16 protein-coding genes are annotated in these 16,086 nt (G+C 36.4%); 3 read left to right on the top strand and 13 right to left on the bottom strand.

All coding sequences use genetic code 11. The annotated features are described in order from the left end of the window. Positions 1–164: 164 nt before the first annotated feature. Positions 165–1,823 carry a sigma-54 interaction domain-containing protein gene (locus GMB29_RS07570; RefSeq protein ID WP_136357681.1) on the top strand — a complete coding sequence of 553 codons (1,659 nt, stop codon included), beginning with the start codon at positions 165–167 and terminating at the stop codon, positions 1,821–1,823. 41 nt (positions 1,824–1,864) lie between these two features. Here GMB29_RS07570 and GMB29_RS07565 read toward each other — a convergent pair whose 3' ends face one another. From GMB29_RS07565 to GMB29_RS07530, 8 genes are all read right to left on the bottom strand, one after another. Beyond that, complete coding sequence (locus tag GMB29_RS07565; protein ID WP_136357679.1) at positions 1,865–3,187, bottom strand: TRAP transporter large permease; 1,323 nt, start codon at positions 3,185–3,187, stop codon at positions 1,865–1,867. A 28-nt stretch (positions 3,188–3,215) separates the two neighbouring features. After that, complete coding sequence (locus GMB29_RS07560; protein WP_136357677.1) at positions 3,216–3,701, bottom strand: TRAP transporter small permease; 486 nt, start codon at positions 3,699–3,701, stop codon at positions 3,216–3,218. A gap of 45 nt (positions 3,702–3,746) precedes the next feature. Continuing rightward, entirely contained in the window at positions 3,747–4,784 is a 1,038-nt protein-coding gene (locus tag GMB29_RS07555; RefSeq protein ID WP_136357675.1) for a TRAP transporter substrate-binding protein, read from the bottom strand. Positions 4,785–4,798: 14 nt separating this feature from the next. Continuing rightward, a complete protein-coding gene (locus tag GMB29_RS07550) occupies positions 4,799–5,551 on the bottom strand; it encodes an SDR family NAD(P)-dependent oxidoreductase (RefSeq protein ID WP_136357673.1) in 753 nt (250 codons plus the stop codon). Positions 5,552–5,590: 39 nt separating this feature from the next. Further along, positions 5,591–6,058 carry a VOC family protein gene (locus GMB29_RS07545; RefSeq protein ID WP_168733950.1) on the bottom strand — a complete coding sequence of 156 codons (468 nt, stop codon included), beginning with the start codon at positions 6,056–6,058 and terminating at the stop codon, positions 5,591–5,593. 578 nt (positions 6,059–6,636) lie between these two features. After that, a complete protein-coding gene (locus GMB29_RS07540; RefSeq protein ID WP_136357669.1) occupies positions 6,637–7,083 on the bottom strand; it encodes a 2-thiouracil desulfurase family protein in 447 nt (148 codons plus the stop codon). Between the two features lie 33 nt (positions 7,084–7,116). Beyond that, positions 7,117–7,539, bottom strand: coding sequence for a hypothetical protein (locus GMB29_RS07535; RefSeq protein ID WP_136357667.1), 423 nt, complete (start codon positions 7,537–7,539; stop codon positions 7,117–7,119). Positions 7,540–7,896: 357 nt separating this feature from the next. After that, complete coding sequence (locus GMB29_RS07530; RefSeq protein ID WP_136357665.1) at positions 7,897–8,724, bottom strand: TrmB family transcriptional regulator; 828 nt, start codon at positions 8,722–8,724, stop codon at positions 7,897–7,899. 182 nt (positions 8,725–8,906) lie between these two features. Between GMB29_RS07530 and GMB29_RS07525 the strand changes: the two genes are divergently transcribed. Next, a complete protein-coding gene (locus GMB29_RS07525) occupies positions 8,907–9,536 on the top strand; it encodes a homoserine/threonine efflux transporter (protein ID WP_136357663.1) in 630 nt (209 codons plus the stop codon). Positions 9,537–10,169: 633 nt separating this feature from the next. Then, positions 10,170–10,313 (top strand): hypothetical protein, encoded by a 144-nt coding sequence (locus GMB29_RS07520; RefSeq protein WP_155443850.1) that lies wholly within the window; start codon positions 10,170–10,172, stop codon positions 10,311–10,313. A gap of 134 nt (positions 10,314–10,447) precedes the next feature. On the opposite strand, the gene GMB29_RS07515 is transcribed toward GMB29_RS07520, so the two are convergent. The 5 genes from GMB29_RS07515 to GMB29_RS07495 form a co-directional block, all read right to left on the bottom strand. Beyond that, positions 10,448–11,698, bottom strand: coding sequence for an NADP-dependent malic enzyme (locus tag GMB29_RS07515; protein ID WP_136357661.1), 1,251 nt, complete (start codon positions 11,696–11,698; stop codon positions 10,448–10,450). A 63-nt stretch (positions 11,699–11,761) separates the two neighbouring features. After that, entirely contained in the window at positions 11,762–13,105 is a 1,344-nt protein-coding gene (locus tag GMB29_RS07510; RefSeq protein WP_136357659.1) for a 2-hydroxycarboxylate transporter family protein, read from the bottom strand. Positions 13,106–13,225: 120 nt separating this feature from the next. Then, complete coding sequence (locus GMB29_RS07505) at positions 13,226–13,933, bottom strand: response regulator (protein WP_136357657.1); 708 nt, start codon at positions 13,931–13,933, stop codon at positions 13,226–13,228. Beyond that, positions 13,930–15,531 carry a DcuS/MalK family sensor histidine kinase gene (gene dcuS / locus GMB29_RS07500; RefSeq protein WP_136357655.1) on the bottom strand — a complete coding sequence of 534 codons (1,602 nt, stop codon included), beginning with the start codon at positions 15,529–15,531 and terminating at the stop codon, positions 13,930–13,932. The genes GMB29_RS07505 and dcuS overlap by 4 nt, the downstream gene beginning before the upstream one ends. 280 nt (positions 15,532–15,811) lie before the next feature. Beyond that, complete coding sequence (locus GMB29_RS07495) at positions 15,812–15,994, bottom strand: YolD-like family protein (RefSeq protein WP_136357653.1); 183 nt, start codon at positions 15,992–15,994, stop codon at positions 15,812–15,814. Positions 15,995–16,086: the final 92 nt, after the last annotated feature.

Below are 16,086 nucleotides of genomic sequence, written 5' to 3'. Positions count from 1 at the left end.
ACAAAAATTGTTCTATCTATCTTTTATATTGCAAGTTCCGTGCCAACTTATAAAACGCTTACTTAACTGATAATTTCTACTTTTCTATCAAAATATGATGTATACTTGAGAAAGCATGATGCAAAAATTCATCATTTTTAATAGTGATGCAAGGAGGTAGAGATATGGAGAACCTGCTATCGAAAATAAACATCATTGGAGTCTTCATTTTAAATAAACAAGGTGATATCTTGTTTTCGAATTCTATTGCCCAAAAATATAACTATTATTTTGAAAGTATTATTGAGTCAACCTTAAAAGGTGCTAAATCTTTCAGCCTAGTAACATATCCAGCGGAAGTAACGACTTTTCCATATAATCAAAAAATTGTTGTTTTAATTAACCCATTACATGAATTAGTTAGATTAAAAAAAGAAAAAGAATCCTTACAAAACTTAAGAAATGAATTAAATGAAGTCATTAATTCCTCCTTTGACGGTATCGTTATTTCTGATAGAGATGGGATGATCATCCATCAAAACCCTTCTTATGAGAAAATTTCAGGTTTATCTGCAAAGGATTGTATCGGCCGCAGTCTAAAAGAGCTTGAAGATGAAGGGGTCATTGATGCTTCCGCTTCTTTAAAGGCTTTAAAAGAAAATAGAGAAGTCACGATTCTTCAAAAAATTAATACAGGGGCTACTGTCCTCGTTTCGGCTGCTCCAATTCGCAATAAAAATGGCGATATTATCAAAATCGTTAATAATGTCCGAGATTTGACTCATTTAAAAACGCTTGAGTCTGAAATTCAGCAATTAGAAAAGCAAAATCAACAAATTCATCAGGAATTAGAGCTACTAAAAGAACAAAATGATCCAAAGCTCTCCATCATTGCCAATTCAGATGTCATGAAGGATGTTTTAGACCGGGCATTAAGAGTAGCCCAAATCGATTCTGGCGTCCTCATTCAAGGTGCTTCAGGGGTTGGTAAGGAGAAAATCGTCGAATTAATCCATCGCCGCAGCTTTAGAAAGGATCATCCTTTAATAAAAATTAATTGTGGTGCTATACCGGAATCATTATTAGAATCAGAGTTATTCGGCTATGAATCTGGGTCCTTTACAGGAGCAAATCAAAAAGGAAAAGCAGGCTTATTTGAAGCAGCACATCACGGCACCATCTTTTTAGATGAAATCGGTGAAATGCCGCTTCAACTACAGGTGAAATTGTTACGTGTCTTACAAGAGCATGAAATCACTCGAGTTGGAGGTACAAAAGCGATTCCTGTTGATATTCGAATTATCGCTGCAACACATCGTGATTTATCAGAAATGATCGCAGATGGGAAATTTAGGGAGGATTTATATTATCGCTTAAATATTATTCCAATCAAGATTCCTCCTTTGAAAGAAAGAAAAGATGACGTTATTCCACTAATCTATCATTTCTTAAATCGCATTAATCAAAAATATGGCATTAACCGAAAGTTTACAAATGATGCGTTAAATGCCTTTACTAATTATGATTGGCCAGGCAACGTTCGTGAATTACAAAATATCGTCGAGCGAATTGCGTTAATGAGTCTCAATCCCGAAATAGATCTCAATGATTTGCAAAAAGAATTACAGTTTCATGATGATCTAAAATTGAACGTAACTACCTCACAAGTTGAGGATTCTGTTAATGATTTAGGCCCATTAAAAGATCGTATCGAATCCTATGAAGCAAAAATTATTAGAGATACAGTTAAAAATTTTCCAAGTATCAGGAGAGCGGCAACAGCACTAAAAGTTGACCAGTCAACACTCGTAAGAAAAATGCAAAAGTATCAAATTGAAAAATAAAAACGAGTATCGCCATTTTAGCGGCGATACTCGTTTTTTCATCATCCTCCGATTAAATTTGGAAGAAATAATGTAATCGAAGGAACGTAAGTAATGATTAATAACACAACTAGCAAGGCGACAAATATGATTCCTACATATTTAAAAGTCTTTTCAAACTGGATACCTGCTATATTACTACCAATAAATAAATTGATTCCTAGAGGCGGCGTAATTAATCCTAAACTTAAATTCAAGCAAATGATCATTCCGAAGTGAATCGGATCAATACCTAAAGGAATAACAATCGGAAGTAATAATGGGACGAATATTAATACTGCCGCTACTGTTTCCATAAACATACCGACAATTAATAAGAAAATATTAATTAATAGTAAGATAATAAAAGGATTTGTTGTCCAGCTCGCGATCGTATCAGCCAAAAATTGCGGAATTCTCTCAATTGATAATACTTGCCCGAAAAATGATGCTGCACTGACAAAGATTAAGACAGAACCTGATGTACGAGCTGATGTCAAAAAGATTTCTAGTATGCTTTTTAAATTAATTTCCTTATAGAAGAAAGTACAAATGATTAAACTATATACGACGGCAACAACTGCTGCTTCAGTTGGCGTTACAATTCCGCCATATATCCCGCCGAGTATTAAAACAGGAGCTAACAGCGCCCATTTTGCTTCATTTAACGATCTCCAAAAGCCTACCTTTTCGGTTTCAGCTACTGATGTGGCTGTTTCTAAAACGGTCGTTTTGTCTAAAACGCCAAACCCTTCTTTTTTACAAATAATATAGTTGACGATGATTAACGCAACCGCAACTAAAATACCCGGAACAATCCCTGCAATAAATAAATCACTAATGGATGCATTTGCCATGACTGCATAAAGAATAAAGACGATACTTGGCGGAACGATTGGCCCTAATGCCCCTGCACTCGCTGATATCGATGCTGCATAACCAGGAGAATAGCCGCTCTTTAACATATAAGGAATAATAATCGCACCAATACTTGCTACTGTTGCTGCACCCGATCCTGAAATTGCCGCAAAAATAAAACTGGCAATAATTGCAATAATCCCTAAGCTTCCTGTTAAAGAACCGATAAAACTTTGAATAAAGTCAACTAATCTTCTAGCCATGCCTCCCCTGCTCATAATATCACCAGCTAGAATGAAAAACGGAATTGCTATTAAAGGAAATGAATCCATCGAGCTAAATGACGTCTGTATAAATAACGTTAATGGAACCGTTCCTTCAATTAATACAACTAAAAGACTTGCTGCAGCCAATGCGATGGCTATTGGAACATTAAAGAAAATCAAAACAATTAATATACCAAATAGCATTAATGTTATTGTACCCATGCAAACTCCCCTTTCCATCTTTTATTACCTATTTTGTTGACGCGGCTTCACGAGTTGAAATTTCTTTAAACACTTGCACTATTAACCTTAAGGTCATGCATAAATATCCTAGCGGAATACCTAAGTAAATAAAGCCTTTTGCAATTCCTAATGTTGGGGAATTTCCGCCAACCTCAAGCATTGTGAAAGAATACTCAAACCCAACGTAAGTAATCACAATGGAGAATGCCAGCCAAATGAGCAGCCCGATCTTTTGGATGATTGGTCGAACCTTTTTAGGAAAGATTGATAAGGCAACATCAACTGTTATATGAGATTTTGTAGCAGTTACATAAGCAGCACTAACAAACGTAAGCCAAATAAATAAATACCTTGTTAATTCTTCAATCCAAATAAATGATGATCCGAAAACATACCTTGCCACAACTTCTGTGAACATAAGGACGGTCATAATAGCCAGTAATAAAACGCAGAATAATCCTTCTAACCTTAAATCTACTTTTTCTTCATTCATTTCTCTCACCTCAAATTCTTATTTTGAGTTATGCTTGGTAATAGATTACTGTTTTCCTAGTATTTTTTGAGCCATTTCATAGTTTTCTTTGCCTACTTTATCAATATTCTTATCAATAGCCGGCTGAACAGCTTGTTTGTATAATTCTAATTCTTCTGGTGTTAACTCAACGATTTTAACTCCCGCTTCCTTCATACCTTTTAATGCATCCTTCTCGGCTTCAACCGCTAATTTTCTGGCATATTTGATTTGTTCCTCGGCTGCTTTATCTACTACCGCTTTTAAATCATCCGTTAAGCCATCATAAAAATCTTTATTCACCATCAAGATATGAGGTAATGGAAAATGTTTTGTAAGTGTTAGATGATTCGCTGCTTCATAAAACTTATCACCATAAATTAATGGTGTTGTTGTTTGGACACCATCAATCGTACCTTGTTGCAGAGAAGTAAAGATTTCTCCGTATGATATTGGTGTAGGATTTGCGCCCATTGCAGAAATAGTCCCTGATTGAAGTGGTGTTGTTGTACTTCTAATTTTTAAGCCTTCTAAATCAGATGGTTCTCTTACCTCTTTTTTGTTATTAGCGATAGCAAATGTACCGATACTAAAAGCCCCTAAATAATAGGCATTTGAATTTTCTTCAAGATCGCTTTTTAATATTCGTCCATATTCACCATCTGTTAATTTATACATGTCTTCTTCACTAGAAAATAGGAACGGTACGTCAAAAATATTATAAGAAGGTCCCTGTGAATTACTTGCCACAACGAAAGCAGCATTGGTTACAACGTCTAATACACCAGTCTGGAGCATTTCATATTCCATATCCTCAGAAGCTGTCAATGTTCCATTGCTATAAATTTGAACTTCAATTTGTCCGTTACTTTCTTTCTCAGCAACTTCTTTGAACTTTTCATAGCCAATATTTAAAAAGTTGTCAGCTGATACCAAATTTGCCATTCTTATCACAACTTTTTCACCGTCAGCACCGACTGTTCCAGCTTGCTGCCCAGCACTACATCCTGAAAGAATCAATACAGTTGCCATTAACGCTGCGAAAACTAATTTTAATTTTCTCACGCAAACTCCCTCCTTTATCTACCTAGAAAACCGCCATCAACTGGAATCATAACTCCATTAATATAATCTGATTTATTCGAAGCAAGGAATTGCACCGTTCCTGCAAGTTCTTCTGGATTACCAAAACGGCCAGCAGGGATACGACTTACCAATGATGCAAATCTTTCTTTATCTTCAATAATGAAACGATTTAGTTCTGTATTGTAATAACCTGGAGCTATTGCATTTACATTAATCCCATCTCTTGCCCATTCGTTTGATAAGGATTTCGTTAATTGTGCAACAGCCCCTTTGCTAGTGGAATAAGCAGATGCATTAAATCCCCCTTGTGTAGCAAGGACTGATGCAATATTGATAATTTTTCCTTTTCCTCTTTTTTTCATTTCCTGAGCTGCAAGTCTACATAACTGGAAGACAGCTGTTACATTTACACCTAATATTCTCTGAAAATCCTCAACTGGCAAATCAACAGCTGGCATTGGTTTATGGATTCCGGCATTATTAACCAAAATATCTAAATCACCGTCTAACAAATCAACAGCTTTTTTAAACACATAATTGATCTGCGCTTGATCAGATAAATCGGCATGTAGACCTACAACTTGAAAATCTTTTTTTCTTAAATCTTCTACTACTTGTTGCAAATTTGGAGAAATATCTAAAATACAAACCTTTATACCATATTCACAAAGTCCTTGAGCCATTGCTAAACCTAATCCTTGTGCTGCACCAGTTACAATTGCCCTTTTACCATGTAAATCTTCCATTTTTTCACGCCTTTCTTTGTATTCGCTTACATTATTGTTTTAAATTTTTGTTTTACTTTTTTCCATTAATTCAATAATATAGCCATCAGGATCAAGCATATAAACAGCCTTTGATCCTTTATTTGCACCAGCTGTAATATTGGCTACTTTTTTAGATTTAAATTTAATTCCTTTCGCTGTTAATTCTTCAAACATAGCATCTAAATTTTCAACCCTTAAACAGATATGCCCTGTTCCATAATCACAAGATCGTGCACTTCCTGAATATGTATCAATGCCTACATATTCTAGTATTTCAATTACATGACCGCCAGGAATTTGAACAAAAGCTATTTTAATCTCTTGTAATCCAGGAATCTCTACAATATCAAAAATATAGTCGCTCTTAGCAACTTGGGTTGATAATAGCTCAAAACCTAATATGTTTACATAAAAATCAAGTGCATTTTCTAAACTTTTAACGGTTATGCCACTATGAATAAACCCAACTACTTTCCCCTTGCTCATTTTCATCCCTCACATTTAAAATTTATTGTTGATATTATCAGTATTGCAAGATCCGTGCCAGCTCTTCCCCCCTAGAAAATACTATAAAATCTTTTCTATACATTGTTTTGTGATGCATTTTTACATTATTGATGCAATAATAACACAAAAAATTCTATATATTTTATATCATTACTGGTCTTAACTCACTCAATTCCTATCATTCTAATTCTCTGGTTCACTTCTAATCTATATGATTTAATAAAGGCATGTTCGTGAGATCTTCCAGTAATAATTCACAAAAAATGACAGAATACTTTTAAAAAACAGCTTAAAGTTATATAATACTTGCTTTAGAAAATTAGTTGAGTTTGCTATTTCATTGTGCTCAAAATTGTGTTAAGAATTCAAGAAACCTGGCTGACAATAAGATATTGGTGAGATCATTCTTTTAAAAGTTTGTTGCACCTAAAAAAGCGCTGATAAATTCAGCGCTTTCATCACAAGGAAACTAAAAATGGCACTAAAACTATAGAAAATTTTAAAAGCGTTTCTATTATTTCAGAAATGCGGCTTCGCTTGACTAATAAATAAATAATTCACTTAAATTCTTCCTCTGATAGCACTTGCAATCCATGCCTTCTAAATAAAGCAGAAGTAACTCCATTTCCAGCTATTTTCTTCTCCTTAAACTCACCATTGTAAATCATTGAACTGCCGCATGATGGGCTATTTTCCTTAAGAACAACTATTGTTGCATTTAGTTTTTCAGCTTTTTCTAATGCAGCATATGCTCCCTTTATGTAAAGTTCTGTTACATCATTACCAGACTTTTCCACCACTTTAGCCTTTCCATCCAGTACATCATCACCGTCACCACCTATTATTTCAGCAGGCTCCCTTGGTGTTGAAAAACCACCTAGCAATTCAGGACAGATCGTAACGGCTTTATTCTCTCTAACTAATTTACTTATTTTATTATCTAAGCTATGTGTACCGTTATACCTTACTTCTAACCCAGCTAAACAGGAACTGACTAATATCATAAAATAACACCTCACATAATAGATCATGCAAAACTACTTTTTATTTAAATCACGTAAAACTCCTTGAATTTCATCATCAGCTTCGACTTTCAACCTTCGGTCGAGTTCATGCACATAGAAGATTGATACATTTTTAACTTCATAATAATGATAGGAAACGAGGTTTGCAGCTGCGGTTTTCGTAAGAAACTCTTCCAGAGCCTTTTCCCTTTCCTTCGTTGAATCATAGATATATATAAATAACTTCTTCCCAGTCAATTCATAAGAGGAGGGTTTGACACTATTAAGCTTCTTTCCCAAAATGCTTTGATCACTAGCTTTGCTTTCTTTTAGTGACAATTGCTGTTTTTCAAAAGATGCTAACACTTCTTCCAAAGTTATTGCATCGGAATTTGCTGTTTGGCAAGCAGTTAATAACATGATGATTGATATAACCATGAAGGAAACTTTATTCATTTAAACGCCTCCTTCTAATTAACGTATTAACTTCAATTGTACTTACTTGTATATTAACATTTTTTGTTAATGTTATCTGCCTTGTATTTAACGAGAAACATTTATTGTGCATCTGTCCAAAAAGAATGGTTTCGTTATGATTACAATGATGAGTTTTAAAGATGACCTTGAATAAGTACACGAGTAGGATTGGTGCTTTCACGTAAAGGGGACAGTATATATATCTGTTAACTCAAAGTCCCTCCAATATTTCGCGCAGATGTACTTAAGACATCTAACTAACATGAACAAGAAAAGCATTACTCGCGATGAAGTAATGCTTTTCTAAAGTTGTATGAAACAGAAGAATCATCAAGTCTATTTCACGTAATGTTTTTTAAAATCCGGATGAATAGAAAATTTGTGACGTAAATGGATGAGGTTTTCCCCAAAACTTTCTTCCAAAATATCTCTATGTTTCTCCATAATTTCCAACAGATACAAATCATGAATCATGACCTCTGTAATAGGCATGACTAACCCTATATGCATTGTCCATGCTGCGCGACTATCTTTCCCCAACGAGACAATCCCTGCTACTACTTCTGAATCATCTCCACTAAATACAAGCCATCGGCCCTCATATTCTTCTGTAATTTCACGACTCATATCATGGAGGTAAACATTAGCACAATCAGAGACAATTTCCCCATAAGCAATAATCGTGACAATGACACCTCTATTTGCTGCATTTCTTAGTTCAAATTCCAATTCACTGAAATCCTCTTTCCAAATTTCTAAGAGAATTCTTTTTTTTGCAGAGCAAATACAAGCTTTCACCTTTTCGAGTATTTCACTGCGCCCTGTAATATTCCAGATATTTTCACGGTCATTTGAAGAACGTTCGAAATTCTCAAAAAGATGTTCTGCCTGTTCAAAATTCTCTTCTGCTTTTTTTCGGCGATTTTTAATGAGTTCCTTTGCAGGAACAGGAGTATATTGTGGTGTGTTTCCTGGACTAACCAAAATATCTCCGCGCATGGCGAGACTATCCAAAACTTCATATATTTTTGAACGTGGTACACCGGAATTTTTTGCGGCTGCATAGCCTGTTAATGGCGATTCTTCCAATAATGCAAGATATGCTTTCGCTTCATATTCGGTAAAATTAAGATTTTTTAATGTTCCTAAAATGTTTTCTTTCATAAATCCTCCAACACCACATTTAGTCGCTACCTTTGTAACGAATATTTTAGCAATTTCTATTGATTTTTTTCAAGTGATTTTGGTAAAATCATCTAGGTAGTTACTAAGGTAGTCACTATTAATCGAGATATTCTATTTGAATGATTAGGGCTGCCAAAATTGTATTTGAAGGGAGAAATCGTATGGATAGTCTACTAACATACATATCAATCGCTGCAATGATGGTTATAATACCAGGAGCAGATACTATGCTGCTTATCAAAAACACACTTAGCTATGGTACAAAGGCTGGTCGTTATACGGTTCTCGGGATGGCAACGGGACTTTCTTTTTGGACACTTATTGCGATTCTTGGCTTATCCGTTGTCATTGCAAAGTCTGTTATTCTTTTCAGTACAATCAAATACTTGGGAGCCGCATACTTAATTTATTTAGGTATAAAAAGCTTTTTTACTAAAAGCGTGTTTTCATTAGAGGAAATTCATGCTCATGCTAACACACCTACATCTATTTCAAATAGGCATAATAAAGATTCCTTTATGCAAGCTTTTCTTAGTAACACTCTAAATCCAAAGACTGTTTTGGTTTATATAACAATCATGCCTCAATTTATTAATTTGAACGAAAATGTCAATCAGCAATTGATTGTATTAGCATTCATTCTTACTTTACTCGCTGTAGGTTGGTTTCTTCTCCTTGTTTATCTAATAGATTATGCAAAAAAATGGTTGAAGAACTCAAAATTCCAAAGGGCCTTCCAAAAATCAACTGGCTTAATTTTAGTAGGCTTTGGTATTAAAACAGGAATTTAATTACATTAACTATCGCATCAAATTTGACTTTCTCCGTTCAGAAAATTGAACGGATTTTTCTTTTTGGCTGTTTTCGCATACTTTGATGCTATTTACCAAGTAATGTGGTTTGGTTGATTACAGCGAGAGATGCACGATGACCGCGGGCGGGCGGTGAGCATCCTCGACTTAAACGCCTGCGGGGTCTCACCTGTCCCGCTGCTCCCGCAGGAGTCTCGCAAGCTGCTCCAATCAACCTTAAATAGTTTTCGTTTTAAAAACAACAATCTTTACGAAAATAGCCTTCTTTTTTCATTTGTTTCTAACGGACAAATAAGCTAACTTTTTTCCGTTAGAACAATGCTGTTCCCTTTGCATTTGTTAGATTTAATCAATTAGTTCCAAAACCATACTACTTGGTATCGTGATTACTTTTGCATGTAAAGGACAAAAAACAAATATAGTGATAATAATATTCCTAAAATAAATTGTTCCATGTAACACTTCTTACAATCCCTCTGGTAATTTCCCCTCTTATTGTCCCAATATTGATCGCTTTATCTACAATAACCCGCTCCGTTCGTCCAAGTCTGAATAATAAGAAGATATTCCAGGGATAATAGATGGTGAAAATTAGTATTGGAGGCTAACCTGGTGAAGTCAAACAAAAGACAACAAAATAATAAAATAAATAGTAAGGAACAGCTTGTACAAAATAAAGCGAATAATTCACAGATAAAAGAAAGTGAAACTGCCCAAAAAGACGGTTTTCGCTATGATTACAATGATAATATTTAAAGAAGACATAGTATCATAATTTAGTAATTAGAAAGCGGTATGACTTCAATTTACAAATAATAAAAGACCGTTAAGAAGGAATTTCTTAACGGTCTTTTATTAGAATTCAAACACCACCAGGTCGTTGTCAAAATTTATACAAAAACAGCTTGTTGTTGTTCTACTGCTAGGGTTAATAGACGTTGTTTGATATCTTCTACATTTACATTTTTTTGCGCAACGTCTGTTTCCATTGCAGCGTACGCAACAGTTGCTGCTACATATGCAGCAACTCTGCGGTCAAATGGATCTGGAATGACATAATCGGCATGTAGGTCTTCCTCTGAAATTAGTCCTGCGATCGCATGAACAGCTGCCAGTTTCATTTCTTCATTAATTTCTTTTGCTTGAACATCTAAAGCTCCACGGAAAATACCAGGAAATGCCAGAACGTTATTAACTTGGTTCGGAAAATCTGAACGCCCGGTTCCTATGACAAGTGCCCCCGCTTCTTTTGCTTCATCTGGCATTATTTCTGGGACCGGATTGGCCATCGCGAAAATGATTGGATCTTGATTCATCGAACGAACCATTTCTTTTGTGACAGCACCTGCGACTGATACTCCTACAAAAACATCAGCTCCGATAAGTGCATCTTCTAAACGGCCATGTTTTTGGTCTCTATTGGTTATAAGGGCCATTTCCTCTTTAAATGGATTCATTCCTTCTAAGCGACCTTCATGAATGATGCCTTTCGTATCACATAAAATGATATCTTTTACACCCATATGAAGAAGGAGCTTCACAATCGCCACTCCTGCAGACCCCGCTCCGTTTACGACAACACGGATATCTGCAATGCTTTTGTTTGCTAATTTTAAAGCGTTGAGTAACCCCGCAGCCGTTACAATCGCTGTGCCATGCTGGTCATCGTGGAAAATCGGGATGTTACAAGCTTTACGTAAGCGATCTTCAATGTCAAAGCATTGTGGTGCGGCAATGTCTTCTAAGTTCACTCCACCAAACGTCGGCTCTAACAATTTGACCGTTTCTACTATTTTATCCGGGTCCGTTGTATCTAGACAAATAGGGAACGCATCCACATCAGCAAATGCTTTGAATAACAACGCTTTCCCTTCCATGACAGGCATAGCCGCTTTCGGTCCGATATTGCCAAGACCAAGTACAGCTGTTCCGTCTGAGACAACCGCAACCAAATTCCCCTTCATCGTATACTCATACGCTTTGCTTTCATCGTGATAAATGTCCAAGCATGGTTCCGCTACACCAGGGGAATATGCAAGACTTAAATCTTTTGCATCGCGGACAGGAACTTTTGAATGAACACCTAATTTCCCCTGATTTTCCTTGTGCATTTTTATTGCTTCTTCACGTAATGTTGACATAGTATGTCTCTCCTTTTTTCAATGTTCAAAACTGCTCTTAGCTGCTGTTTTTCATCTATGTTTTTAACTTAATAACTTCATTAAGATTGTTGCTAAAATAACCGTAGAAGCACCCCCGAGTCTTGTCGCTACTTGGGCAAATGGCATTAATGACATACGGTTGGAAGCGGACAAAATCGCGACATCTCCTGTACCGCCTAACCCGCTGTGGCAGCCTGTTACAATCGCGGCATCTACCGGGTACATTTTCATGAATTTTCCGACAATATAACCTGTACCTACCATTGCGACTACGACAGCCGTACAAATCACTACATAAGCTGGCGTGACGATTTTTACTACATCTTCTAAAGGAATATAAAGGATTCCTAAACCGACCATGAGCGGCCATGTTAAGCTTGTAGACACAAATTTATACATATGATAAGCTCCCTGCTCCATTTTCGCAGGCATTAGTTGAAGGCACTTAACCAAAGTGGCAGCCACAATCATTAGGACTGGTCCTGGAATTCCTAGAAATTTATGGGCAAGTGCACCGAAAATGAAGAAACTGCAGGCAATCAGTAATCCAGCTCCCATTAGAGAAAAGTCGATCGGCTTTTTGATACTTGTTTCTTCTTTTATTCCGTCTCCGCCTTTTGTTTTGACTAATACACCGTTTCCTGTAAGGGCCGGTTTTCTTTCACCTAAGTTTTTCATTAATCCTGCACAAATGATCGCAACGATATTTCCGATAACTGCTGCTGGTATCATTTGTGATACGAATGATTCTGCAGACTCACCTAAAATTTGAGAGTATGCTAGTGATAACGGTAAAATCCCTTCACCAATACCTCCGCCAATAATCGGAACAACGATATAAAAGAATGTGTGCTTCATGTCATATCCAAAAAGGGCTCCTACTGAGACACCTGCGACAACAGAGGCAAGAGTACCGAGAATAAGCGGAATGAACATTCTTGAAAATCCTTGGATTAATACACTGCGGTTCATTCCAAGAATACTTCCAGCAACTAAACACGCAATGTACAAATAAAGAAAGTTAGACGTTTTCATTAATGTTGTCACCGCTTCCATTGCAGCGGGGTTTATCAAATTAAAAAATACGAGCATAGATGGGACTAACAGGGCTAAAATAGCAGGTCCTCCAATGTCTTTTAAAATAGGGATTTTCATGCCAAGGTCCCCAAGTAAAATACCCATCACCATGATTACCGCAAATCCTCCGATCATGTCTGGCGGCAGCTGATTATAGACTGATGCAGCATAAATAACCGCTGCTAGTACTAAATAAAGTGGTAAAGGTATGACCCCTACTTTCAGTTGATTGAACTTAGATAAAAAGCTTTTTTTCTCTTCCGTTACCCCCACATAGGGAAGCGTTTCCAACTTTTTCACTGGTTCCATATTATACAACCTCCTATTACTTGTACTCTTATATTAGTAGTTTTGTAGACACTTACATAGATTTTGTAACTTATGAAAGTGTTTTTGTAATTAAAAAAAGTAAGCAGCCAAGTTGGCTGCTTACAAATATTGTTTAATCACATTGCTTTTCGTTTCATTAAATTCATGTTGGTAAACCGGCCTGCCGATCGTTCCATAGATGACTTTTACGTCAAGAACACCGATATCTTTTAGGAATTTCAAGTATTTCCGAACCGATACCCTTGAAATACCTGTCCGACTTACGATGTCTTCTGTAGAAAACGGGGCTGTTTTGATGTCTAAGATCACAGTCCATATGATCTTTAATGTATCGATCGTCAGTCCTTTAGGCAATTCTTCAGGGAGACGTTTTTCTTCCTTACGCAAAATCTGTTGATCCAAATCCTCTTGATTGAGAACATGCTGATTTTGTATAAAAGCTGTCTTTTCCTGATAAGCGGCTAATGCCGTACTAAAACGTTCAAACTCAAAAGGCTTAATTAAATAATCGACCGCCCCTAGCCTTAATGCCTTTTGAATTCTTTCAATATCAGAAGCAGCTGAGATTACGATAACGTCAACCTTTTTTTCACTCTCCCGAATATATGAAAGCAAATCAAGTCCATGTTTTCCTGGCATAAAAATATCCAATAGTAATAAATCGACGCTCTGATTTTCTAATTCATCCATTGCCTGCTCCACTGTAAAACAGACAGTCGCTAGCTCAAAGCCCCCGATCTGTTCCAAATAACGCTTATTAAATTCAGCAACCATTGGATCATCTTCAACAATCATCACACGAATCATTTTGTATCACCTTTACTCTTATATGGAATGTAAACAACAAATGTTGTTCCTTGGCCTATTTTTGAAGAAATATCAAGATCTCCACCTAGTTTTTGCAGGCTCTCATTGACTAAATAGAGTCCATATCCCCTGTTCTCTCCCTTTGTAGAAAATCCTTTTTGAAGGATATGATTTTGTATCTGCTTGTCCATTCCTATACCTGTATCCTTTACCTCGACTGTCAAGATCTCATCTCCGAAGTCAAACTCTACTTCAATTTGTTTGATCGGGCTCTTTTGAACTGCTTCGAGTGCATTATCAATGAGATTTCCAATAATCGTTATTAACTCATGAGTAACACTTGTATCCTCTGGTTCAGGTAATTGAAACTCTGATGAAAACATAAGTTTCGCACCAGCTTCCCTTGCAAAACTTAGCTTACCAATTAAAAAACCAGCTAGTACAGGGTCTTTGATTTTTCTCGCAATAAAACCGATTTCGTTTTTACTGTTGTCGGAGATTTCACTAATATAAGCAGCCAGCTTATCATAATAACGCATATGCACCATACCAAGAATAACATGAAGCTTGTTCATAAATTCATGTGACTGTGCCCTGAGCGCTTCGGCATATAACCGAACACCAGTTAACTGTTCAGCTAGTTGACTAATTTCCGTTTTATCTCGAAAAGTTGCTACAGCGCCGACAATTTTGTTGTCAACAAGCACTGGAACACGATTGGCCAGCAACATAACGCCATTTAAGTTTTGTTCTTCATCCAACTGGACTTGGCCTGTTTCTAATACTCTACTTAATTTTGAAGTGACCATATAGGCATCAATCTTTTTTCCGACTGGATTTTCGTCTAAGCCTGCTTTCTGCAAAAGCCCTAAAGCTGTCTTATTAACAAGCGTTATCTTTGCATCCTGATCGACAGCAATAATTCCTTCGCGTACTGATTGTAACATGGCACTTCGTTCCTCGAGCAGTTTTGAAATCGCAAACGGTTCAAGACCAAATAAAATTTTCTTAATATATCGTGCTAAAACGACTGCTCCGACAATTCCTGTTAAAATGCCCAAAAGTGTTCCGATATAAATATCCCCGCGGCTTCTCTTAACAGCCTCATTGACCTTATCTAGTGAAATCCCCACCGCTACTGCTCCGATCTGCTTTCCGTCTGAATCGAATACTGGTGTGAAGGAGCGTAAAGAAACGCCTAATGTACCTTCTGAAATAGAAACATGCTCTTTTCCTTTTAAAACCACTTCTTCATCTCCCCCAACAAAACGCTTTCCTACCTTATTCGGATCGGGGTGGGATTTACGGATTCCCTCCATATCCATCACAACAACAAATTCGACATTTGTGACCGATTGGATCTCATTGGCAAAATTTTGAATATCTCTATCGTCTCCCTTCCCGCTCAACCCTTCGATTACAACTGGTGAATGCGCCATCATTCGCGCTGTATTTCCTGCTTTTTCAGACTGGGTGTCTTCAATGCTCTCAGCAACGGTTTGACTAATTAGTAAATCGGTTATTAACAGTGAAAGAGCTACAACTGCACACACAAAAATGGTAATGGTCGCCTGTAAACTCCATTTTCCCTTTTTCATCTTTTCTTTTCACCTCAAAAGTTCTAAAACGCTATTTTGCTTATGTAATAAATCATCCTCAAACAGATTGCATACGAACAAAAAGTGTACTCGTAAAACCGTGCAGTACACCTCTTCCCGTTACTAATAGTTTTGGTTTATAATCCTTGAATAACTACCTAATATCATAACTCATTTCGGCCCAAATGATAGTAGATTTGGTGAAATGAGTTATGATTTGTAAAAGTGAATCTTTTTGTTAAATTTCCACCTTTAATGCTAATTTCATACTAGAACGATCTTAATGAATTTCCTTAATATCAGCTAACCTAATTGTACATGACTTTTTCTGGTCATTTTTCACAAAAAGGGTTTGTAGCTGTAAATCAAGATTATACACATGTCCCTTGCATGTTTGCAGCAATCCGTTTTGATAATAAGTGATCGTAATGCAGCTTTTTTTGCTTAATTCTTTTAAGAACATCTCTTTTCTTCCTTTCTACTAAAATAGTTGGGCAGTTATATAAATAAATGGTTCACATCAACATCATCAAATTAGCTCTACTATATAAGTAA

Origin of the sequence: Metabacillus sediminilitoris (assembly GCF_009720625.1) — a bacterium.
Classification (GTDB): Bacteria; Bacillota; Bacilli; order Bacillales; family Bacillaceae; genus Metabacillus; species Metabacillus sediminilitoris.
This window is presented reverse-complemented; position numbering and strand designations above follow the sequence as displayed.